Origin of the sequence: Desulfoscipio geothermicus DSM 3669 (genome assembly GCF_900115975.1) — a bacterium.
Classification (GTDB): Bacteria; Bacillota; Desulfotomaculia; order Desulfotomaculales; family Desulfallaceae; genus Desulfoscipio; species Desulfoscipio geothermicus.
Genome location: NZ_FOYM01000023.1, coordinates 24,230 through 40,360 on the forward strand (window position 1 = coordinate 24,230; position 16,131 = coordinate 40,360).

At 45.3% G+C, this 16,131-nt stretch carries 17 protein-coding genes; 2 read left to right on the forward strand and 15 right to left on the reverse strand.

The genetic code is table 11. The features are described 5' to 3' along the window. Positions 1-4: 4 nt before the first annotated feature. The 12 genes from BM299_RS13410 to BM299_RS13465 form a co-directional block, all read right to left on the reverse strand. The gene (locus BM299_RS13410) at positions 5-1,897 is read right to left on the reverse strand and encodes a VirD4-like conjugal transfer protein, CD1115 family (RefSeq protein WP_207545188.1); all 1,893 of its coding nucleotides are present in this window, start codon (positions 1,895-1,897) and stop codon (positions 5-7) included. A gap of 243 nt (positions 1,898-2,140) precedes the next feature. Next, positions 2,141-2,509, reverse strand: a complete 369-nt coding sequence (locus BM299_RS13415) for an ASCH domain-containing protein (protein ID WP_092485248.1) — start codon at positions 2,507-2,509, stop codon at positions 2,141-2,143. Then, positions 2,484-3,554: a hypothetical protein gene (locus BM299_RS13420; protein ID WP_207545189.1), complete on the reverse strand. Its 1,071-nt coding sequence runs from the start codon at positions 3,552-3,554 to the stop codon at positions 2,484-2,486. Before BM299_RS13420 ends, BM299_RS13415 begins: the two co-directional genes overlap by 26 nt. Positions 3,555-4,016: 462 nt before the next feature. Then, positions 4,017-5,243: a MobP3 family relaxase gene (mobP3, locus tag BM299_RS13425; protein ID WP_207545190.1), complete on the reverse strand. Its 1,227-nt coding sequence runs from the start codon at positions 5,241-5,243 to the stop codon at positions 4,017-4,019. Continuing rightward, positions 5,243-5,644 carry a ribbon-helix-helix protein, CopG family gene (locus BM299_RS13430; RefSeq protein WP_092485254.1) on the reverse strand — a complete coding sequence of 134 codons (402 nt, stop codon included), beginning with the start codon at positions 5,642-5,644 and terminating at the stop codon, positions 5,243-5,245. Before BM299_RS13430 ends, mobP3 begins: the two co-directional genes overlap by 1 nt. 306 nt (positions 5,645-5,950) lie before the next feature. Then, positions 5,951-6,160: a hypothetical protein gene (locus tag BM299_RS13435; RefSeq protein WP_092485257.1), complete on the reverse strand. Its 210-nt coding sequence runs from the start codon at positions 6,158-6,160 to the stop codon at positions 5,951-5,953. Between the two features lie 105 nt (positions 6,161-6,265). Next, positions 6,266-6,631, reverse strand: coding sequence for a hypothetical protein (locus tag BM299_RS13440; protein WP_092485355.1), 366 nt, complete (start codon positions 6,629-6,631; stop codon positions 6,266-6,268). An 11-nt stretch (positions 6,632-6,642) separates the two neighbouring features. Continuing rightward, entirely contained in the window at positions 6,643-9,000 is a 2,358-nt protein-coding gene (locus BM299_RS13445; protein ID WP_092485260.1) for a DNA topoisomerase 3, read from the reverse strand. 82 nt (positions 9,001-9,082) lie between these two features. Next, complete coding sequence (locus BM299_RS13450; protein WP_131820649.1) at positions 9,083-9,643, reverse strand: HAD family hydrolase; 561 nt, start codon at positions 9,641-9,643, stop codon at positions 9,083-9,085. Between the two features lie 28 nt (positions 9,644-9,671). After that, positions 9,672-10,430: a helix-turn-helix domain-containing protein gene (locus BM299_RS13455; RefSeq protein WP_207545191.1), complete on the reverse strand. Its 759-nt coding sequence runs from the start codon at positions 10,428-10,430 to the stop codon at positions 9,672-9,674. Between the two features lie 122 nt (positions 10,431-10,552). Further along, positions 10,553-10,861, reverse strand: a complete 309-nt coding sequence (locus BM299_RS13460; RefSeq protein ID WP_092485268.1) for a hypothetical protein — start codon at positions 10,859-10,861, stop codon at positions 10,553-10,555. Between the two features lie 303 nt (positions 10,862-11,164). Beyond that, positions 11,165-11,881, reverse strand: a complete 717-nt coding sequence (locus BM299_RS13465) for a hypothetical protein (protein ID WP_092485271.1) — start codon at positions 11,879-11,881, stop codon at positions 11,165-11,167. A 45-nt stretch (positions 11,882-11,926) separates the two neighbouring features. Between BM299_RS13465 and BM299_RS13470 the strand changes: the two genes are divergently transcribed. Then, entirely contained in the window at positions 11,927-12,775 is an 849-nt protein-coding gene (locus BM299_RS13470) for a hypothetical protein (RefSeq protein WP_092485274.1), read from the forward strand. Between the two features lie 319 nt (positions 12,776-13,094). Here the strand turns inward: BM299_RS13470 and BM299_RS13475 are convergent, their stop codons facing one another. After that, positions 13,095-13,607, reverse strand: coding sequence for a hypothetical protein (locus BM299_RS13475; RefSeq protein WP_092485277.1), 513 nt, complete (start codon positions 13,605-13,607; stop codon positions 13,095-13,097). Here BM299_RS13475 and BM299_RS13480 point away from each other — a divergent pair. Beyond that, positions 13,588-14,205, forward strand: a complete 618-nt coding sequence (locus BM299_RS13480) for a hypothetical protein (RefSeq protein WP_092485280.1) — start codon at positions 13,588-13,590, stop codon at positions 14,203-14,205. The two genes, BM299_RS13475 and BM299_RS13480, sit on opposite strands and share 20 nt — an antisense overlap. 62 nt (positions 14,206-14,267) lie before the next feature. On the opposite strand, the gene BM299_RS13485 is transcribed toward BM299_RS13480, so the two are convergent. Both BM299_RS13485 and BM299_RS13490 read right to left on the reverse strand, forming a co-directional pair. Beyond that, on the reverse strand, positions 14,268-15,278 hold the full coding sequence (locus BM299_RS13485; RefSeq protein WP_245779779.1) for a ParM/StbA family protein: 1,011 nt from the start codon (positions 15,276-15,278) through the stop codon (positions 14,268-14,270). Between the two features lie 292 nt (positions 15,279-15,570). After that, positions 15,571-16,116: an HD-GYP domain-containing protein gene (locus BM299_RS13490; RefSeq protein WP_207545192.1), complete on the reverse strand. Its 546-nt coding sequence runs from the start codon at positions 16,114-16,116 to the stop codon at positions 15,571-15,573. Between the last annotated feature and the right edge of the window lie 15 nt (positions 16,117-16,131).

Below are 16,131 nucleotides of genomic sequence, written 5' to 3' on the forward strand. Positions count from 1 at the left end.
CTAATTACAACTCACTTAAAATATCCACGGGTTCCGGTTTTTCAATGCTAAAATCATCACTGATCTCCTCCGCCGGCCCGGGTCCGGGCACCCAGATCTTGGGCTGAACTATCGCCTCCTTCCCCAAAGTATTTGCCAACTGTACAAAATCATCCGCCGCCGGCCAAACGGACAAATCCGGCAGCGGCAGCCGGGCCGGATTTGTCCGGCCCCGAAAGATAAGGGACCGGCCCACCGGCCACCTGAGCACCTCGTCCGGCAGTAAAAGCGACCGGCCTGCCAGCCCGTACGAAACGCCCCGGGTATGATCTTCCTTTCTCACTTGGGCGCTCAGGTTTTCCGTCTGCTGTGTGTACTTGCCGGTTTTCTCGCTTAACAGCCTGGCCGTTTCATAATCGGCCGTGGACAGATACACCCACGTGTTGCAGTTTCCGGAAATGGTAGTCGCGTCATTTTTATAACGCTTCTTGATTTGGTCCAGTCCCTGAATCGCTATCAAAAATTTCATTCCGCGGCCGCCGGCCAGGGTGATTTTTTCAGCAAAGTCCGGTATCGGGGGCAGGTTGCCGAATTCTTCGAGCAAAAAGTGGACTCTTTTGTCCAGCCGCCCGCCGTTTGCCCGGGCAAGTTCCGTCAGCGCCGTGTACGTCTGCGCTATATAAAGCGCCGCCAGGATATGCAGGCTGCTGTCTTCGTCCGGCACCACTATAAATACGGCCGTTTTTTCCCTGCCGGGGGCGGCCAGGTCATGGTCCTGCTCCGCCGTCAACCAACATACCCCCGGATCGGACCACATTTCCAGCTGGGCGGCCGCCCCGGTAAAAATACCGTTGCGGAGCTTGCTCTCGGCCATGGCCGCCACGCCGTAGGCAACCTTGGCCGGGTGATCGTCATCAAGACTATCAAAGTATTCATCCAAACCCTTTCCGCCGTTTTTGCCCAGGCTGGTCAGGGTACGGTAAACACTGCCCATGTGCCGGGCCGGAGCCGGGGCCTCCATGCTCACCGCCAACGCCAGGGCCGCTGTCAGACTCTTTTGTGACTGCGGCCATATTTTGTCTCCCTTATACTCTTCCGGCCGCTGGAACTGGTAGGTCAGCATGTGCGCCAGTTGCTTGGCCGCCTTCGCCGCCCCCGTCTCGTCGCCGTTTTGCAGGCGCATAATGACCGGGTGCAGGAGGTTCCAGCGGTTGCCGCTGCCCGGGGCCTGGAAATCCAAAAGTATTACGTTGTACCCCTGTTCCCACAGGTAACCGGCGGTTGTATTGAAAAGCTCTTTCTTGGGGTCGGGTATGATCATACTCTCCCCCGCCCGGGCAATAGTCCAGATACTGGGCATGATCAGCCGGCGGGATTTACCCGAACGGGTAGCGCCGATCAAAAGGGTATGGGTATCGTCTGTGTCAAGCCAGGAGTAAAAGTTCTTTCCCTGCCGCTTTGCTCCCAGAACCACCCCGCCCCTGGGCAGTTCTTGGCCGGTATCCCATAGGTAAAAGTTGCTATTCACCTCCTTTTCCGTCTGCCAGCGGGCGGTTCCGAACTGCCCCTGGCCCGCCGCATCCGGCCCGCCGATGTCTCTGTTGGTCCTTTTGCGCCGCATCAAACCATATTGGGTAAATATGCCGATAACTGCGGCCGCAACCATGGGCTGAAAGTAATACCAGACCGTGCGGGTCTGTTCTTCCTTTAACAACACAGCCGGACCGGCCAAGGGTTTTTGGTACACAAATTGTTTCCACCCGGCCAGCCCGGCTTGAAAACCTTGTTCCTTCACGTACCAGGGAAAATGCAGCAGCAAGGGTAAGGCGAATACATTAATCAATAGCAACGCAATAAAAAGCATCAGTCGAAATTTCATACCCCTGGACAACTCCGGTATTCTTTTTCCTGCAAACAAACTAATAACCACCTCCAACAAAATGTGATATAAAAATAAAAAATCCAGGGTCAATAATCCCTGGAGAGAGAGCTACAATATTTCCATTTTACAAAGCATCTTTATTGGTTCCATAATTAAAAGAGCCTAAATTGTGCACCTTTTGGAACTGGCGAAACGCAAAAGGTCAATTGAAGAATATGGCCTGTCTTACTCTTTTTAGGTAGTCCAGTAAATCTGTGGCCTGTTTCAATTGGATAAGGTTCATATATAAACAAAAGACTGTGGAGCAAATTTAATTCCAAAATCTGATAATTGCAGTGGTCTTTTGTATTTTTTTACTTTACCTAGTCTATATGCTACAGCTTGATACTTCCCATGATAATATTCATCATACAATTGCCTACTAATACCGGCATAAACAGAAGTTATTTCCCAAACTTTATTAATATCATCTTCTATGATTTCAAGAATATCGACTTCACCTACGACTTTCATAATAGGGTGTGTAGCATATATGATTATTTTATCTACATCTGACCTGCAACGTACTTTCCTAAATTCAAATTTCTTTTTACCATTCAGTATATTTTCCACATGCTGAGGTTTAATCGATAATAACATTTTGCACATTGACATCGCCCATTTCTAAAATTTTTATGAATTCCTCTTTACTGTATTCTATATTATATGGATGCACGGGGAAGAAACCATTATCGTTTAATTCTTTGTGTGTGACATTGTGACCCTTTCCAAAATATCCATTATAGACCATCTCTAGCAATACGACATTCTTATTATCTTGATATATTTTTGTTAATTCCTCCGGAGTAAATACTGTTTTATTTCCAGCATTTTTTATATAATCATCTAAACTAACACGACATTTTCCTCTAACTTTTATATCCTCTATCCTAGTTATCGTGCAATATGAAGTAATAACAGATTTATACGTTTTTTGTCCTCTCCCCTGAAAGATTCGATAAATCCCTACGGGTTCACCTACAGTATAGTGCATTGGCGCATATGGCGTTGCGATATATACTTTCGTAATTCCATTGCCGGCAGTTTCTTCTTCTATTTCAAATTTATGTCCTTTGAGTTCCGAATATGGGAATAATCGATCATGAAAATTTTCATAAATTGGTATTAAACCAGCTTTATTAAAATTAGGCCTAATAAAAGGAAATGCTTTGTACGCATTTGAGTAATCTATGCTTGACCGACTCTTTAGGTATACACATTCTCCTCGTAGATTCTTTCCAACGTGATTAAAGCCGAAATGTTCAAACATGCTAATCAAAGTAGTATGTTTTTCAAAAATCGTTACATAAATTTCTTCAAGATATTTTTCTTGCCAACGCCATAAAGAAACTCCTATAGCGCCTTCTCCAAGGCGTTGCCCTCTAAAACGTTCGGCAAGGCGAAGAGTTCCAATCTTTAATCGCGGTACCGCGGGCAGAACGCCATGAGTTAACTCAATTGGTTCGTTTTCTTCCTTAAGATACAAAAAAGAACCGATGCCCTGTTCATCATGAAAAACTAATGCACTTTCATTATTAGCACTTTTTTTGGCAAACCAAATCGGAAATTCTTCGTAATCTTCTTTTAATGAGTCAAAAAATGGATCATCCAAATCTACCTTTGAAAATTTAGACCATTGAAATTTACCAGCCACTTTGCACCTCCTAATTAGTAAATCTTTTTCGGCGCAAGGCCGGAAGCTTCCCGGATCACAGGTTGATGCTCTGCAAAATAACAGAGTCCCACACAGCCTCGTCGGGCTACACCGGTGGCTTATACCGCCCAGCGGCCTTGTCCAGAGTAATCTACTGCTCGGACGTTATGCACTGCTGGTCGCAGATATGTGGCTTTGAGCAGGGTTTCTTGCCCAGCTATCATTTCTTCATACATCTCAACGGAACGAATATTGAGGCTATTCATACTGTCATAGTGGTAGGAAAAGCAGCAATCCAAGCAGTGAAACATCCTGCTCCTGAGTGTTCTGTAGATTTTCAGAAGTAATTTTCTATAAAATTCAACAATCCTAATAATTAACCCTTTGATGAAAAATAGAGTAATATGTCGGATGAGGGGGCATCTTCTAGCCAAAGAATATCCTCTAAACATAAAACTATCTTCACCTTTCTTGCTCCTTTTCCTTTTCCCGCCGGCGCATGCGCTTCTCGTCTTGCGCCCGTTTTTCCATCTCACCGCGTGCTTCTTCCCGGGAACGCGCTTTCTCAATAGCATGCCAGACATTACGCCAAAGATTCCCAGCCAGGCTAAAAGAATAATCTCTGCCCGCCTTATCCGGACCTCTTTTCTGCACCTGCGCCGCAGTTTTTAATACGAGCTGCGCCACCCGGTCCCGCAAATCATTGTAGGCGTTTTCCTCCGCCTGGTTGAGCCTTTGATCCTGCGAAGTATAATGCCCGGCCATTTCCCGGGCAATCTCTTTATACCTTCCCGAGGATGCCGCAAAGCCCGGCTTTGCAAGCAACCAGTCAGCAATCTCCCTGGCCTCAGCCTTGACTTCCTCCGGCATGTACTTCAGCGCCACCCTGCCCTTTCCTGGCATAATTTTGGCCAGGTTTTCCACCCGCCTGGCCAGATCCTCCCGGTCACTGTCGGACAGTCGCGGCGCAACTCCCGTCGTGCCTCCTTCCATGGCCCGAACCTCTTGCCGGGCTGACTTAATCCGGACCACCAAGTCATGCGCCCGGTCCATTTCACCCCTGGCAACATCCCTAATCATATCCCTGAGGGCTGTTTTTTCCACCCCGAGCCGGCTCCGCTCGGCAGCATAGAATGACTTGATAAAAGCCTTGCGAACATCTTTCCTTTCCCCGTCGCTCAGAACCCCCCTTCGTCTTTGTGCTTCTTTTTCCCAAATAACCAAATGGACATGCGGGTGCCCGGCCTCCGCATGATAGGCGGCCACCCACCGGAGATTGCTCTCCGGTATGCCCATAGCCCCAGCCGCTTCGGAAACACTGGCGCGAAGAGCATCCTCCCAACTCTTGCGGTCGATATATCCCATCCGCTTGGCCGTATCTTCCCTGAGCGAAAGCACAAACCGCCAAACTATACCATCGTGCTGTTTCAATTCTTCCATAACTTGTTTAATATCCAGCGGCTTTTCGTCCGCCCCAAACAATCCATGACTCCGTGGCCTCTCCGCCGCGTATTTAACGTGGCCGGCCGGGCTGTCAATTTTAAACTTCTCAAAATAGCGGTCGCCTATATCAGCATCACCCCGGTCAACCCCCGGCCTGGTGCCTATATATACTATGTGTGCGATATTTTTATAGCTGTTATCGCCACCAGGCAAATAAAACCTGGCTTTCATGAAAAACGGAGGCATTATTCAGCCTCTACCGGCGGTGATTCTTTCAGGTAGGCAACCGCTTTCACCCGGGCCGCTTCGTATACTTCCTTTGCGCTCTTTGTTAATTTAGGTCCCAATGCTTGCTGAATAACAAAGTAATTCAGGTACAATCCCGTGGCCCCTGCTATAGCCGATTTGGCGGTTAGTTTTGCCATGCGGTCTTCAACCGGTTTTAACTCGCGACGAATCACTTTTGTCAGTGCTGCAGCCACTACATCTACGCCGTCTACGGCAGCTTCATTGCCAAGGGATGTCTTTAATAAACGGCGAACTACCTCCGATACCGTTTCACCGCGACGAGCAGCCAGAGCTTTTAATAAACTGTCAAGTTCCTCATCTATCATCACACGCAGTTCCTTGCTGTTAGTTTTTACCATAAGGCACCTCCATTTTCGGGCAAGTATAGTTTTATGGAGTCCTAAAAACCAGATAAAATCAGGTAATCGGCAAATTTAAACGGAGTATTTGACGGATGCAAAATTAAAACCACGGATATGGTATTGGAATTTCTTATCCCAGGGTCTGCGCGGCACTGCCGCGCATGTGTGGAGTTAGGAACGGAGTTCCCTTATCCTGCCTTAAAAAATCGCGGCCGAAATTCCGCGCATGGCAAGCCGACAAGGAATGCCCCATTTAGTGCCCCCAAAAGCGGCATTTTATGCGTTACCGCTATACAGCACTCGCTAACTGCCATGGCAATCACCCCCTCCATCAGCCTCCGGCAACCTGACCTTTTTACGGAACTCATCCAGGGCCATCCGTACAATCTCGCTCTTGGAGTACCCGCTGAGGCACGCTGCGCGTTCCAACCACTGCTCCTGTTCCGCGTACATATACAACCGGACATTACGCCCACACTGTCGAGCCGTGTCCTTTTTTAGTACCTTTGCCACGCGCACCACTCCTTCCGTAAATAATAAATCAGGGGAATAGTGAAGCCGGCCGCAAGTTAACAGTGTTTACATGCAACCGGCTTTACTATTGCGTATGCACATTGCTCACCTGGTAGCTGCGGCGCTCCCGTCCTTGCCGGGCGGCACAATCCGGACAGCTACTTCGTCCTGTAAACCCATATTCTCCAGTATGTTTTTGTTGATGTATATTAACCCCAACTCCCCTTTTTCCTCGATGTCCTCGGCAAATCTGATTTTTTTAACTGTTTCTTTGTCATAAACAAACCTGGCGGTATATCCGCCAGGCGGGAAATCTTTTTTATCCGGTGCCAACTGGACAATAAGCTTGTCTGAGATATTTACTTCGCTTAGAAGCGATATGGGCAGGTATATCCTGCCAATACGGTCCATGTTTTCTTTAAAGCAAGCTTTGCACTTGGTTGTCTTCTTCAGCCGCATAATAAATTCCATTATCAAAATCACTACCCCCCATTGAATTCAAATCCAACTTTCCCATCCTGCAGCACCAAAACAGCGTCAAACTTTTTACCGGTTTTGGACTTAAAGCCTTTAATCGTACCGGTTTTGCCTTTCTGCAATAAATCCTGTGCTCGTTTGGCGGTGATCTTTTTCCCGGCAATCTCTTTCCAGATCACGAATTTGCAGCCTTCTTTATAGCCGATACAACCGTACCCTTTGGCCGACTCGGTGATGTCTTTACCGCATAAAGGGCATTTTCCTATAGCTTGTTTTGTATTATCATTGTCAAACCAGAATTCCACTTTGCCGTCTTTCAGCTGTAATACTGCGTCAAATTTGTTGCCTTTCTTTGATTTAAAGCCTTTGATGATACCGGTTTTACCTTTTGCCAGCAATGCTTTGGCTTGTGCCGGGGTGATCTTTTTCCCGGCGATCTCCTTCCAGATCACGAACTTGCAGCCTTCTTTGTAACCGCTGCAGCCGTAACCTTTATTGCCCTCGATGACTTCTTTCCCGCAAATTGGGCATTTGCCCAGGGGATCTTGATTTGCTTGCAATTGGTTGGCTGCCTGGTTGCGAACCAGCTCAACAATTTCGCCGGCCAGCTTTTTGATTCCGGCCATGAATTCTTGCGGGTCGGCTGTGCCGGCCTCTATATCGGCCAGTGTTTTTTCCCACCGGCCGGTCAGTTCGGGGTTTTTTATTATGTCCGGCACCAGATCAATCAACGCCGTTCCTTTTTCCGTGGGTACCAGCGTCTTCTTGTTGCGTTCTATGTAACCCACTTTAATCAGCCGTTCTATGATAGCCGCCCTGGTTGCCGGGGTGCCCAGGCCATGCCCCTTCATAGCTTCTTTCAGCTCCCGGTCATCCAATAACCGGCTTGCTCCCTCCATCACCGCCAGTAAGCTTGCCTCGGTATACCGTTTCGGCGGTTGGGTTTTCTTTTCCTGAATCTCCGTTTTTTCGGTCAATAATGCTTCACCCGGGACCAGCGCCGGGAGGGCCCCGGGTTCGCCTGCATGCTTATCACCGTTTTCCGCCGGCGCATATACTGTCTTCCAGCCTTTTTCCAGCTCTACCTTACCGGCAGTAACAAAAGTCTCTCGGGCTGCCTCCGTAATCACTCGGGTTTGTTTATACCGGGCCGCCGGGTAAAAGATGGCCAGAAAACGGCGTACTACCAGGTCGTAAATATTACGCTCGTTGGGTGTAAGTTTGGCGAAATCCGGTTTAACGGTCGTCGGGATTAATGCTGTATGATCGCTTACCTTGCTATCGTCTACATACCGTTTACCAGGAATACCCGCAGCCTGTGCCGCGGCTGCAAACGGCCCGTATTCATCAAGAGTCGCCAGAATCGCCAGCCGGCCCGGTATGGTTTCGGCCAGTTCCCGCGTTATATGCCGGCTGTCCGTGCGGGGGTAGGTGATCAGTTTTCTGGTTTCATACAGGGACTGCGCCGTCTCCAGGGTTTTGGCCGCCGAAAGGCCGAATTTTTTGTTGGCTTCTTTTTGCAAATCATTGAGGTTGAACAGCATCGGCGGTTGTTCAGATATGTCTTTTTCCTCAACTTCCACGACTGCAGCCGGCTGACCGTTCACCTTGACCTGCACAACCCGGGCCTCTTCGGGTGTGTTAAACCTGTTTTGCTCGCCATGAAACCATTTACCCGTATAATTCCGCCCGTCGTTTTTTGTAAATTGGGCGTATAGTACCCAATAGGGCGTAGACACAAAGTTTTTGATCTCATGTTCGCGGTTGACAATCAGGGCCAGTGTGGGTGTCTGTACCCGGCCGACTGAGAGCAATACTTTGTGCCGCACTGAAAATGCGCGGGTGGCATTGATGCCGATCAGCCAGTCGGCCCGGCTGCGGGATTCGGCTGCGGAGGCCAGCCGGTCGAAATCGCAACCCGGACGCAAGGAGGCAAAACCTTTTTTTACCGCAGCCGGGGTCGTTTCGGACAGCCACAGGCGCTTAAACGGCTTCTTGCAGCCGGCCAGGCGATAGATGTAGCGGAATATGAGCTCCCCTTCGCGACCAGCATCCGTAGCGCAGATCAGTTGTTCTATATCAGACCGGTTAACCAGTTCGCTGACGATTTTGAATTGCTTTTTTGTCCTGGAATTTGCTTTGAGCTTGAATTTTTCGGGCATTATCGGGAGTGTTTCAAAAGCCCATTTTTTCAGTTGAGGATCATAATCTTCCGGGGCGGCCAGTTCCACCAGGTGGCCGATGGCCCATGTGACCACGTATTGGTTATTTTCCAGGTAGCCGTCTTTTTTTTGAAATTCGCCCAGCGCTTCGGCCAGATCACGGGCAACGGAAGGTTTTTCGGCTAAAATCAGGCTTTTCATTTGATGTCATCTCCCGGCAAGTAAAAATTTTGAATCTCACCAAACTTGGCCACCAGCCATTTCTGTACCTTATCAATGTATCTCATGGGTACGCACTCACTCCGAATAGCTGTTTAATCTCACGTTTAGTGAACGGCCAATCCATCAGCTCCCGCCAATCCCAAAACCTTATCACTTTTTGACCTGCCAGGCCAGTGTTATATGGCCATTCCTTGACAAAAACAAATTTCATTTCGGTTCGCATAAGTGCGTTCACCACCAACGGGTCATCTTCAAAAAAGCAGCTTATACCTGTACCTGTTATGAAATCAGCTTTGCTTTCCCGGGGCACGAAAGCCACTTGACCGGAAGGAAAGTTGTTGGCCTTTAGCCATTGCCCGGTTACAGAACCGGCCACACCGGGGCGAGTCGTAACATAGATAATTTTACAGCCGGCCTTTGCAATATTCCACAATACCCGGGCGGCACAGGAAAAGGGGGCGGCATTGCGGAACATGGCCAATCCGGCGGGCGTACTGAAAAAGTCATTAGGTATGCCGCATACCGGGTAAGTTTCGGCTCTTACGTTGAAATACCTCTCAATTTCGCCGTTAATGTCCGCCACCGTATTGCATAAATCCACGCCTACCAGTGTTTCAGACATAAATTTTTTCACTCCGTTTCTTTTCACTTCAGGACATGTAAAGGGTCTTAATCAACTCTTTTTTGCTCTCCCGGTCGGGATTGCTCTCTTTATGCTTTTCGCTGCTGTTCTTTGCCTTGCGGGGGCTATTGCCCTCCAAAATAGCCTTCAGGTACAAAAGCGGCTTTTCAATTTTTTCCACGGCCATAGCCATGTCAAGTTCACTTATACCATCCAGTACGCTGGCATAACCGTAACGCCGGTACAGCCCGCCGATAAAAGCAAAATCCCCATTTCTGGGGGTCGCACCGGTATTACGGTATTCGTGTGTCAATTCAGCAATCAGATCCTTGCTGGAAGGCATTGTTAATTCACGATGTTGGGCTGCAGCGGGGCTTTGCCCCGTTGTATTACCCGTCAGGGTAATACAACTATTATTATTAACTGAGTATTCTTCTACTGAGTATTCTTTGTCGGAAAGCTTTTTCCGGTCTTGACCGGAACGCTCTTTCCGGTCCGGTTCGGAAAATCCTTTCCGGTCCGGATCGGAACGTTCTTTCCGGTCCTTGTGGTTCAAGGCTTTCAGCCGTTCATTCTGCGCAAGGTCATGTATGTAGTATATATTTGTCTGGTTTAAACCTCGCTGAACCCAAGAAATCAAACCGTATTTTTTTAACTCTTCCAGGTATTTTCTTATGGTGCGGTCCGTGCATCCGGCCGCTTCGGCCAATCTTTCCTGGCCCGGAAAACATTCTTCTTCCTGCCAGGCGAAGGCAAGCAGTATGGAATATAGGCACTTTGCCGGCATTGACAAATCAGGTGCAAAAAGCACCATGTTGGGTATAGCAGTAAAACCTTTTTTGAGCGTCGGGTCAAGAATTACCAGGGTTTTCTGCTGGTTATCTTGCTGTGGCGTACTTGCTCACCTCCTCAAAGGTCCAGAAATACCGCGGGATTGATGTCGTTCTTCCGTTCACTCTGCATCTTTTTGCCGACAGCATTATTCTCCGGGCGTACGTGCGCAAGTGGCCCGCTGTTATTTATAACTCTTTTCAGATCCGCTATATCCCGTTGAATCGCTTCCATGGCTGATAACACCTGTCTACCCTGTTCCAGCCACTCCCGGGCCACCCGGCTGCGCTCTCCTTCCGGAAAAGAGAATACGGGGTGATCTGCAGGGAGTTTTATGTGTAATGACCTGATGCGACCACCTTTAGCCTTACTCCCACTTGACTTCAAGTACTCTCAACCACCTTTCGTATCACACCATTTTCACCGGTTTGGTGTGACCGGGCAATACTAACAGGTTGTAGAGCTTAACCGGTTTAAGATTAAAAAACGTCACACCGTAAAATAAATGCTTATAATACCGGTGTGACGTTTTTGTTTGAAACTATACGTCAACCCTTATAATACCTGCTTCTTGCCGGTCACACGAAATCATTTTCAATATACCCCCATTCATGAACAACCAGCCTTTGACCGGCGTTATTATCGGCAAGCCTACCAGGACAGATCTCTGGTCGCTTATGACGGAAAAAATCAAGAATTTTTTTCACCTGCTACCCTACCTAAGCCATAATAATCAAAACTCCCATGCTGGTAAGGGCATTCTTTCTGAAATAATTTTTGGTAAAGAGCTACCAATTCCATAAAAGGAAGATAAACTTCTATTATTTCCTTTTCGTAAGTATGGTATTGTTTAAGCTTGATTTGGATAAATAGAACGGTATTCCCCAACCCTCCCCCAATTACATAAAATTCTATGAATTCAAAGCCATATGTCTCAAAGTAAAAGAGAAGTTCTTGTTTATAAAAAATGCCATGCTTTTCGTCTTGACCATCAGGAATTCGTGGAAAAACTACAGGAATAATATACTGGTAACTATTAACTATGGTATTATATATTTGTATTTCTTTTTCGGATGGAAACAATGGCTTAGGATCTGGCAAATTTTTTAAATTAGAAACAATTCTTACAGCTTCTTTATACCAATTTTTCTTGCCGATTTGACGCTCATATTTTCGCATCCACAGCTTGTAAGGATCCAGAGAAGCCGAAACATTAATTTTACCCAGTTCCACAATGGATTTTCTAAAGTCTGAATCTGTAAGAAAACGGTATACATCTTCATGACTATATGAAGGAATATGTTTTTGCAAAAACTCTATCATTAGCCATGTTTGTTCGGATCCTTTACCTAAATACCAACAACCATATAATGAACTATTGTTGTAAACTATTGGGTTAATTTTCAAGGCATATCTAACCTCCCTAAATAAGATGGGTTGGGGGTGTGTAAAATGCAAAATGCACTTTTACCTAATGGCCGGATAGTTAATGCAAAAGAATATGACCATCAAATACACGGTAAGGAAATATATTGTCCTGAATGTAAGGTTCCTTTAATTTGGGCCAACCCACAGAATGATGACCGAAGTCCATACTTTAGAACTACTGGTTATGGAGAATCGGACCATAAGCCTTTTTGTCCACATAATAGAGTCGTTAAAATACTTAACACTATGAAGAAGGTAAACCAATTCACAACCCGATTAAGCGACATACCTGAAGCAGAAAAGGTTGTTATAAAATTAAACCTAAAAACAGACATGATTAAAGTACCGCAAGGTGAAGTTAATGAAATACCTAATAGCCACCCCAAAAAATCCTACAAATACTCTTTGAGATATAACAGAAGGCAGAAAAAACCAATTAGAAGTATCTCTTCCCTCTCCGCCATCGCAAGACTGATAATGGACAACAAGGAAGAAGAATTAAATAAGGTTTTCCTTGATTATAATGGAAAGCAATTGCCACTGTCCGATTTAGTAGTTGACCAAACCCGGGCAAACGAACTTGCTTTTAATGAAGGAAAAACAAGTTTACATTATATTGTGTATGGACGTATTTTAAAAGTAGTAAAAACGGAAAAAGTGATGTTTTTAAATTTTGACCGGGAAAACGGTACTTTGAAACCTTTTGCTGCTTTTGTGTTTGCTCAAGATTTTAGTTGGTTTACTTATACCAAGGATAAGCTGGAGAATAACGCAGTATTAGTCTGGGGGCAGATCCAACTTAACCGAAAATATAAAAAGGCGGAAATTCAGCTAAGATCAAACAATAACATATATATTTTTTCGAAAAAATAATACCGATCGTGTCACACCATTTTTACTGGTTTGGTGTGACCGGGCAATATTAACAGGCTGTAGGGCTTAACCGGTTTAAGATTTAAAAACGTCACACCGTAAAAAAAATGCTTATAATACCGGTGTGACGTTTTTGTTTGAAACTATACGTCAACCCTTATAATACCTGCTTCTTGCCGGTCACACGAAATCATTTTCAATATACCCCCATTCATGAACAACCGGCCTTTGACCGGCACTATTATCGGCAAACCTGCCAGGACAGATCTCTGGCCACTTATGACGGGAAAAATCAAGAATATTTCTCACACACTGAAAATCATTCTGCCAATTTTATATGTGTATGTGTAAATTTTTGAAGTCTATACTTTACTTTTTCACCCCCTATAACATTGGAAGGAAAAACTATCACGACACCGTATCTTCTATTTAGTGACTGTACACAAAGACTTTCAATTTGTTTTGCAATTTTTTCAACAAAATTTGTTTCGTGGTACCATGTGGTCGGTAGCACAAGAAGAATAAAAGGTTCAAACATGAACAAGCAACTTGATATATTTGTAAATTTTTCCAGAGTTATAATTTCATCATCAAAAAGTGATACATTTAAGCCATCTGTGTAATAAATATTTTTTCCAGTATATTCCGCAATAATTTTAACTGCATCGTTTACATCATCCCATTTTTTTGTTAGACTGTCTCCCGCTATACTTATTAATACGTTATAATTAATAATGTCTGATATAAGCCTTTGCTTTAAGCGCTGGCTGACGCTTGTTATTTTGCCGCCATTTATTTTAAAGGAGCCATATATGTCTTTTAAAAAGTTCATTCTTAACCTCCTAAATGCCTATAGTAATGAAGATTTCATTGACGCTATAAAACAACAAAGAAATGAAATTATTAAATCACATTATGATGAATTGAAAAAAAAATTTTCATTTTTACATGAGCATTTTTTTAATAGATTATTCAATTACTCATTAAGTAATTCACCTACTTCCTTCGCAATACCATACCTATCCATGTATAATTTATATTTTTTTATATTTATTAACATTGATGATCATCAATTCGATTTAGAAGGTAGATTATGCTCTTTTGTTATTGATATAAACGCCTACCGCAACCAAAATGATTTCAATTCTGCAGCCAGTCTTTATTGCAAAGTTAACTTAACTAATAGCAAATGTAAAATAATTGATATTCATAGCCGTTATAGCCGTTTAGGTGTAGCAAGTTTTATGCTGAGAATTTTAGAAGAAATTATAAAGAGATATAAAGTTAAAAAAATTACCGGTTGGCTATCACCTGCAGATATTAATAACAGAGATTTACAGGTTAATTTCTATACAAAAAATGGATTTACTGTAAACTTTACAGACAATACAAGGGAAAATGGCGTAATTGTCAAGATTCTTGATTATTGAGGATAATAGTAACCTTATACAAGAACATATATATTTTTTCGAAAAAGTAATACCGACAAACATTAGCTTTCGCCAAACTTTAAAAACCCCAGCACGTTGGCGAATTGCGCATCGGGGATAACTGAAGCCCCGGAAAACATATCTGCAAGCCCCGGCAGTTCCAAAGCACCGCCGCCGGCCAGGTAAACCCGGCGCACAAAATCTGCCCGGTCGCCCCATGCAGCCAGCACTCCGTCCGCAATGGATCTGGCTATCACTTTGCGCGCGTCAGCCAAAACATGGCTTAAATCAAGCTCCTGTCCCTTGAACCATACTCGCCCGGTGCGCAATACTTGCTCGGTATAAACTGCCGGCAGGCGAATACCGGTAAGTTTTAAAAATTCTTCAATCACAGCCTGGTGCAAATGTACAATACCTGCTTCTACGCTGATACACATAGACTGTACCGGCCGGCTGCCTCCGTTTCCCAACTCCAGTGCTACACAATCCGTTGTCTTATGGCCCACATCCACCAAGGCAACTATTCCGTTTGAGGGCATGTCCGGGGCAACCAGCAATGCCCCGGCACCTTGAGGATAAACCAACACATTATCAAAACTAATTTGCTTTACCGGGCCGCCGTCCACGGATACCGTTGCGGTTAAATTAGTAAGATGCTGAGAAAGGCTTTTCCCTTGTTCGCGATAATAATCAACCGGAAGACCGACAACCAGCTTGCCGGCAGCCTCCGGTTCCAAAAGCGCCAAGGCCGTAAGCAAAACCACATCATGAACGGGGTGTTTGTGTTTTACGTCATCCAGGGTGAATTGCACCGAACGCCCTTCCTTAAGAGCCAACTGACCGACGAAAAACCGTTCTGCCGGTGCTCCTTCCTTGCGAATAACAACCGTGTGACCGATGCTTTCATTTGCAAGTTCAGCCAGCGGCAAGTCCCTGGCCGAACTAATCACCGAAGGAAAGCAAACCCTTTTACCCAAGCTGGAAACCGCCTTCGTGTAACCGTAACCAACATCCACCGCCCAAACATATTCCTTTTGCGGAAACTGGCATATACGCGCTTCTTGCATTGTCATATAAAACTTTCACTCCTTGTTAACTTATTTTGGCAGTAAATAAACCAAGAAACAAACGTTTTAAACCGAGTATGTTAGAAAAATTACCTGGCGAATCCATATGCGAAATAATTAGGCCAAAAATGCTGCGAGTGTTATATGTTTCCATTACAATATGGTTATCTTCTATTGTTCGCTTTATTATCGGGAAGGGATGGTACAAGGTAAGTTGTCATACTTGGTATCGCTTATCTATCAACACCTGCCCAAAGGACACCAACCTCTAAGGCGAAATTTAAGCAATTAAATAAAGTCACCTCATGAGTAAACCGAGAAACGCTTCTACAACCTTGGGATTGAACTGTATTCCGGCACAATGAACTAATTCGGCAAGTGCATCGTTTTCATTCATTGCGTTTCGGTACGGCCTGTCGGTTGTCATGGCATCGAAAGCATCGGCAACAGCTATTATTTGCGCAGCCAGAGGAATATCCTCAGCTATTAGTCCGTCTGGGTACCCTTTTCCGTCCCAGCGCTCGTGGTGGTGCCTCACAACGTTTGCAACCTGGTTGCATTCGTTTGACAATAACTCCGCACCGGTAACCGGATGTAATTTCATTATTTCCCATTCTTCATTAGTCAACTGCTCTGGTTTGAATAAGATACTGTTCGGAATGCCGATTTTGCCGATATCATGATAGAAAGCTGCATAGCGGATCACTTCGCGCAGTTCTTCGGGCAAATTCAATCTTGTGGCAATGGCAATACTGTAGTTGCAAACGTTTCTATTATGTGTTGCCAGATAAGCTTTTTTAGCAGATGTTACACACAATGACTCAAATGTTTTGATATCATTCACTCCCCTTTCCTAATA

Excerpts from the sequence above, each read along its gene's own strand:
- BM299_RS13445 (WP_092485260.1), bottom strand. The coding sequence starts at position 9,000 with ATGAAAAGCCTGATTTTAGCCGAAAAACCTTCCGTTGCCCGTGATCTG.
- BM299_RS13430 (WP_092485254.1), bottom strand. The coding sequence starts at position 5,644 with ATGGTAAAAACTAACAGCAAGGAACTGCGTGTGATGATAGATGAGGAA.
- BM299_RS13440 (WP_092485355.1), bottom strand. The coding sequence starts at position 6,631 with ATGGAATTTATTATGCGGCTGAAGAAGACAACCAAGTGCAAAGCTTGC.
- mobP3 (WP_207545190.1), bottom strand. The coding sequence starts at position 5,243 with ATGCCTCCGTTTTTCATGAAAGCCAGGTTTTATTTGCCTGGTGGCGAT.
- BM299_RS13485 (WP_245779779.1), bottom strand. The coding sequence starts at position 15,278 with ATGACAATGCAAGAAGCGCGTATATGCCAGTTTCCGCAAAAGGAATAT.
- BM299_RS13455 (WP_207545191.1), bottom strand. The coding sequence starts at position 10,430 with ATGCCGGCAAAGTGCCTATATTCCATACTGCTTGCCTTCGCCTGGCAG.
- BM299_RS13475 (WP_092485277.1), bottom strand. The coding sequence starts at position 13,607 with ATGAACTTTTTAAAAGACATATATGGCTCCTTTAAAATAAATGGCGGC.
- BM299_RS13415 (WP_092485248.1), bottom strand. The coding sequence starts at position 2,509 with ATGTGCAAAATGTTATTATCGATTAAACCTCAGCATGTGGAAAATATA.
- BM299_RS13470 (WP_092485274.1), top strand. The coding sequence starts at position 11,927 with ATGCAAAATGCACTTTTACCTAATGGCCGGATAGTTAATGCAAAAGAA.
- BM299_RS13480 (WP_092485280.1), top strand. The coding sequence starts at position 13,588 with ATGTCTTTTAAAAAGTTCATTCTTAACCTCCTAAATGCCTATAGTAAT.
- BM299_RS13450 (WP_131820649.1), bottom strand. The coding sequence starts at position 9,643 with ATGTCTGAAACACTGGTAGGCGTGGATTTATGCAATACGGTGGCGGAC.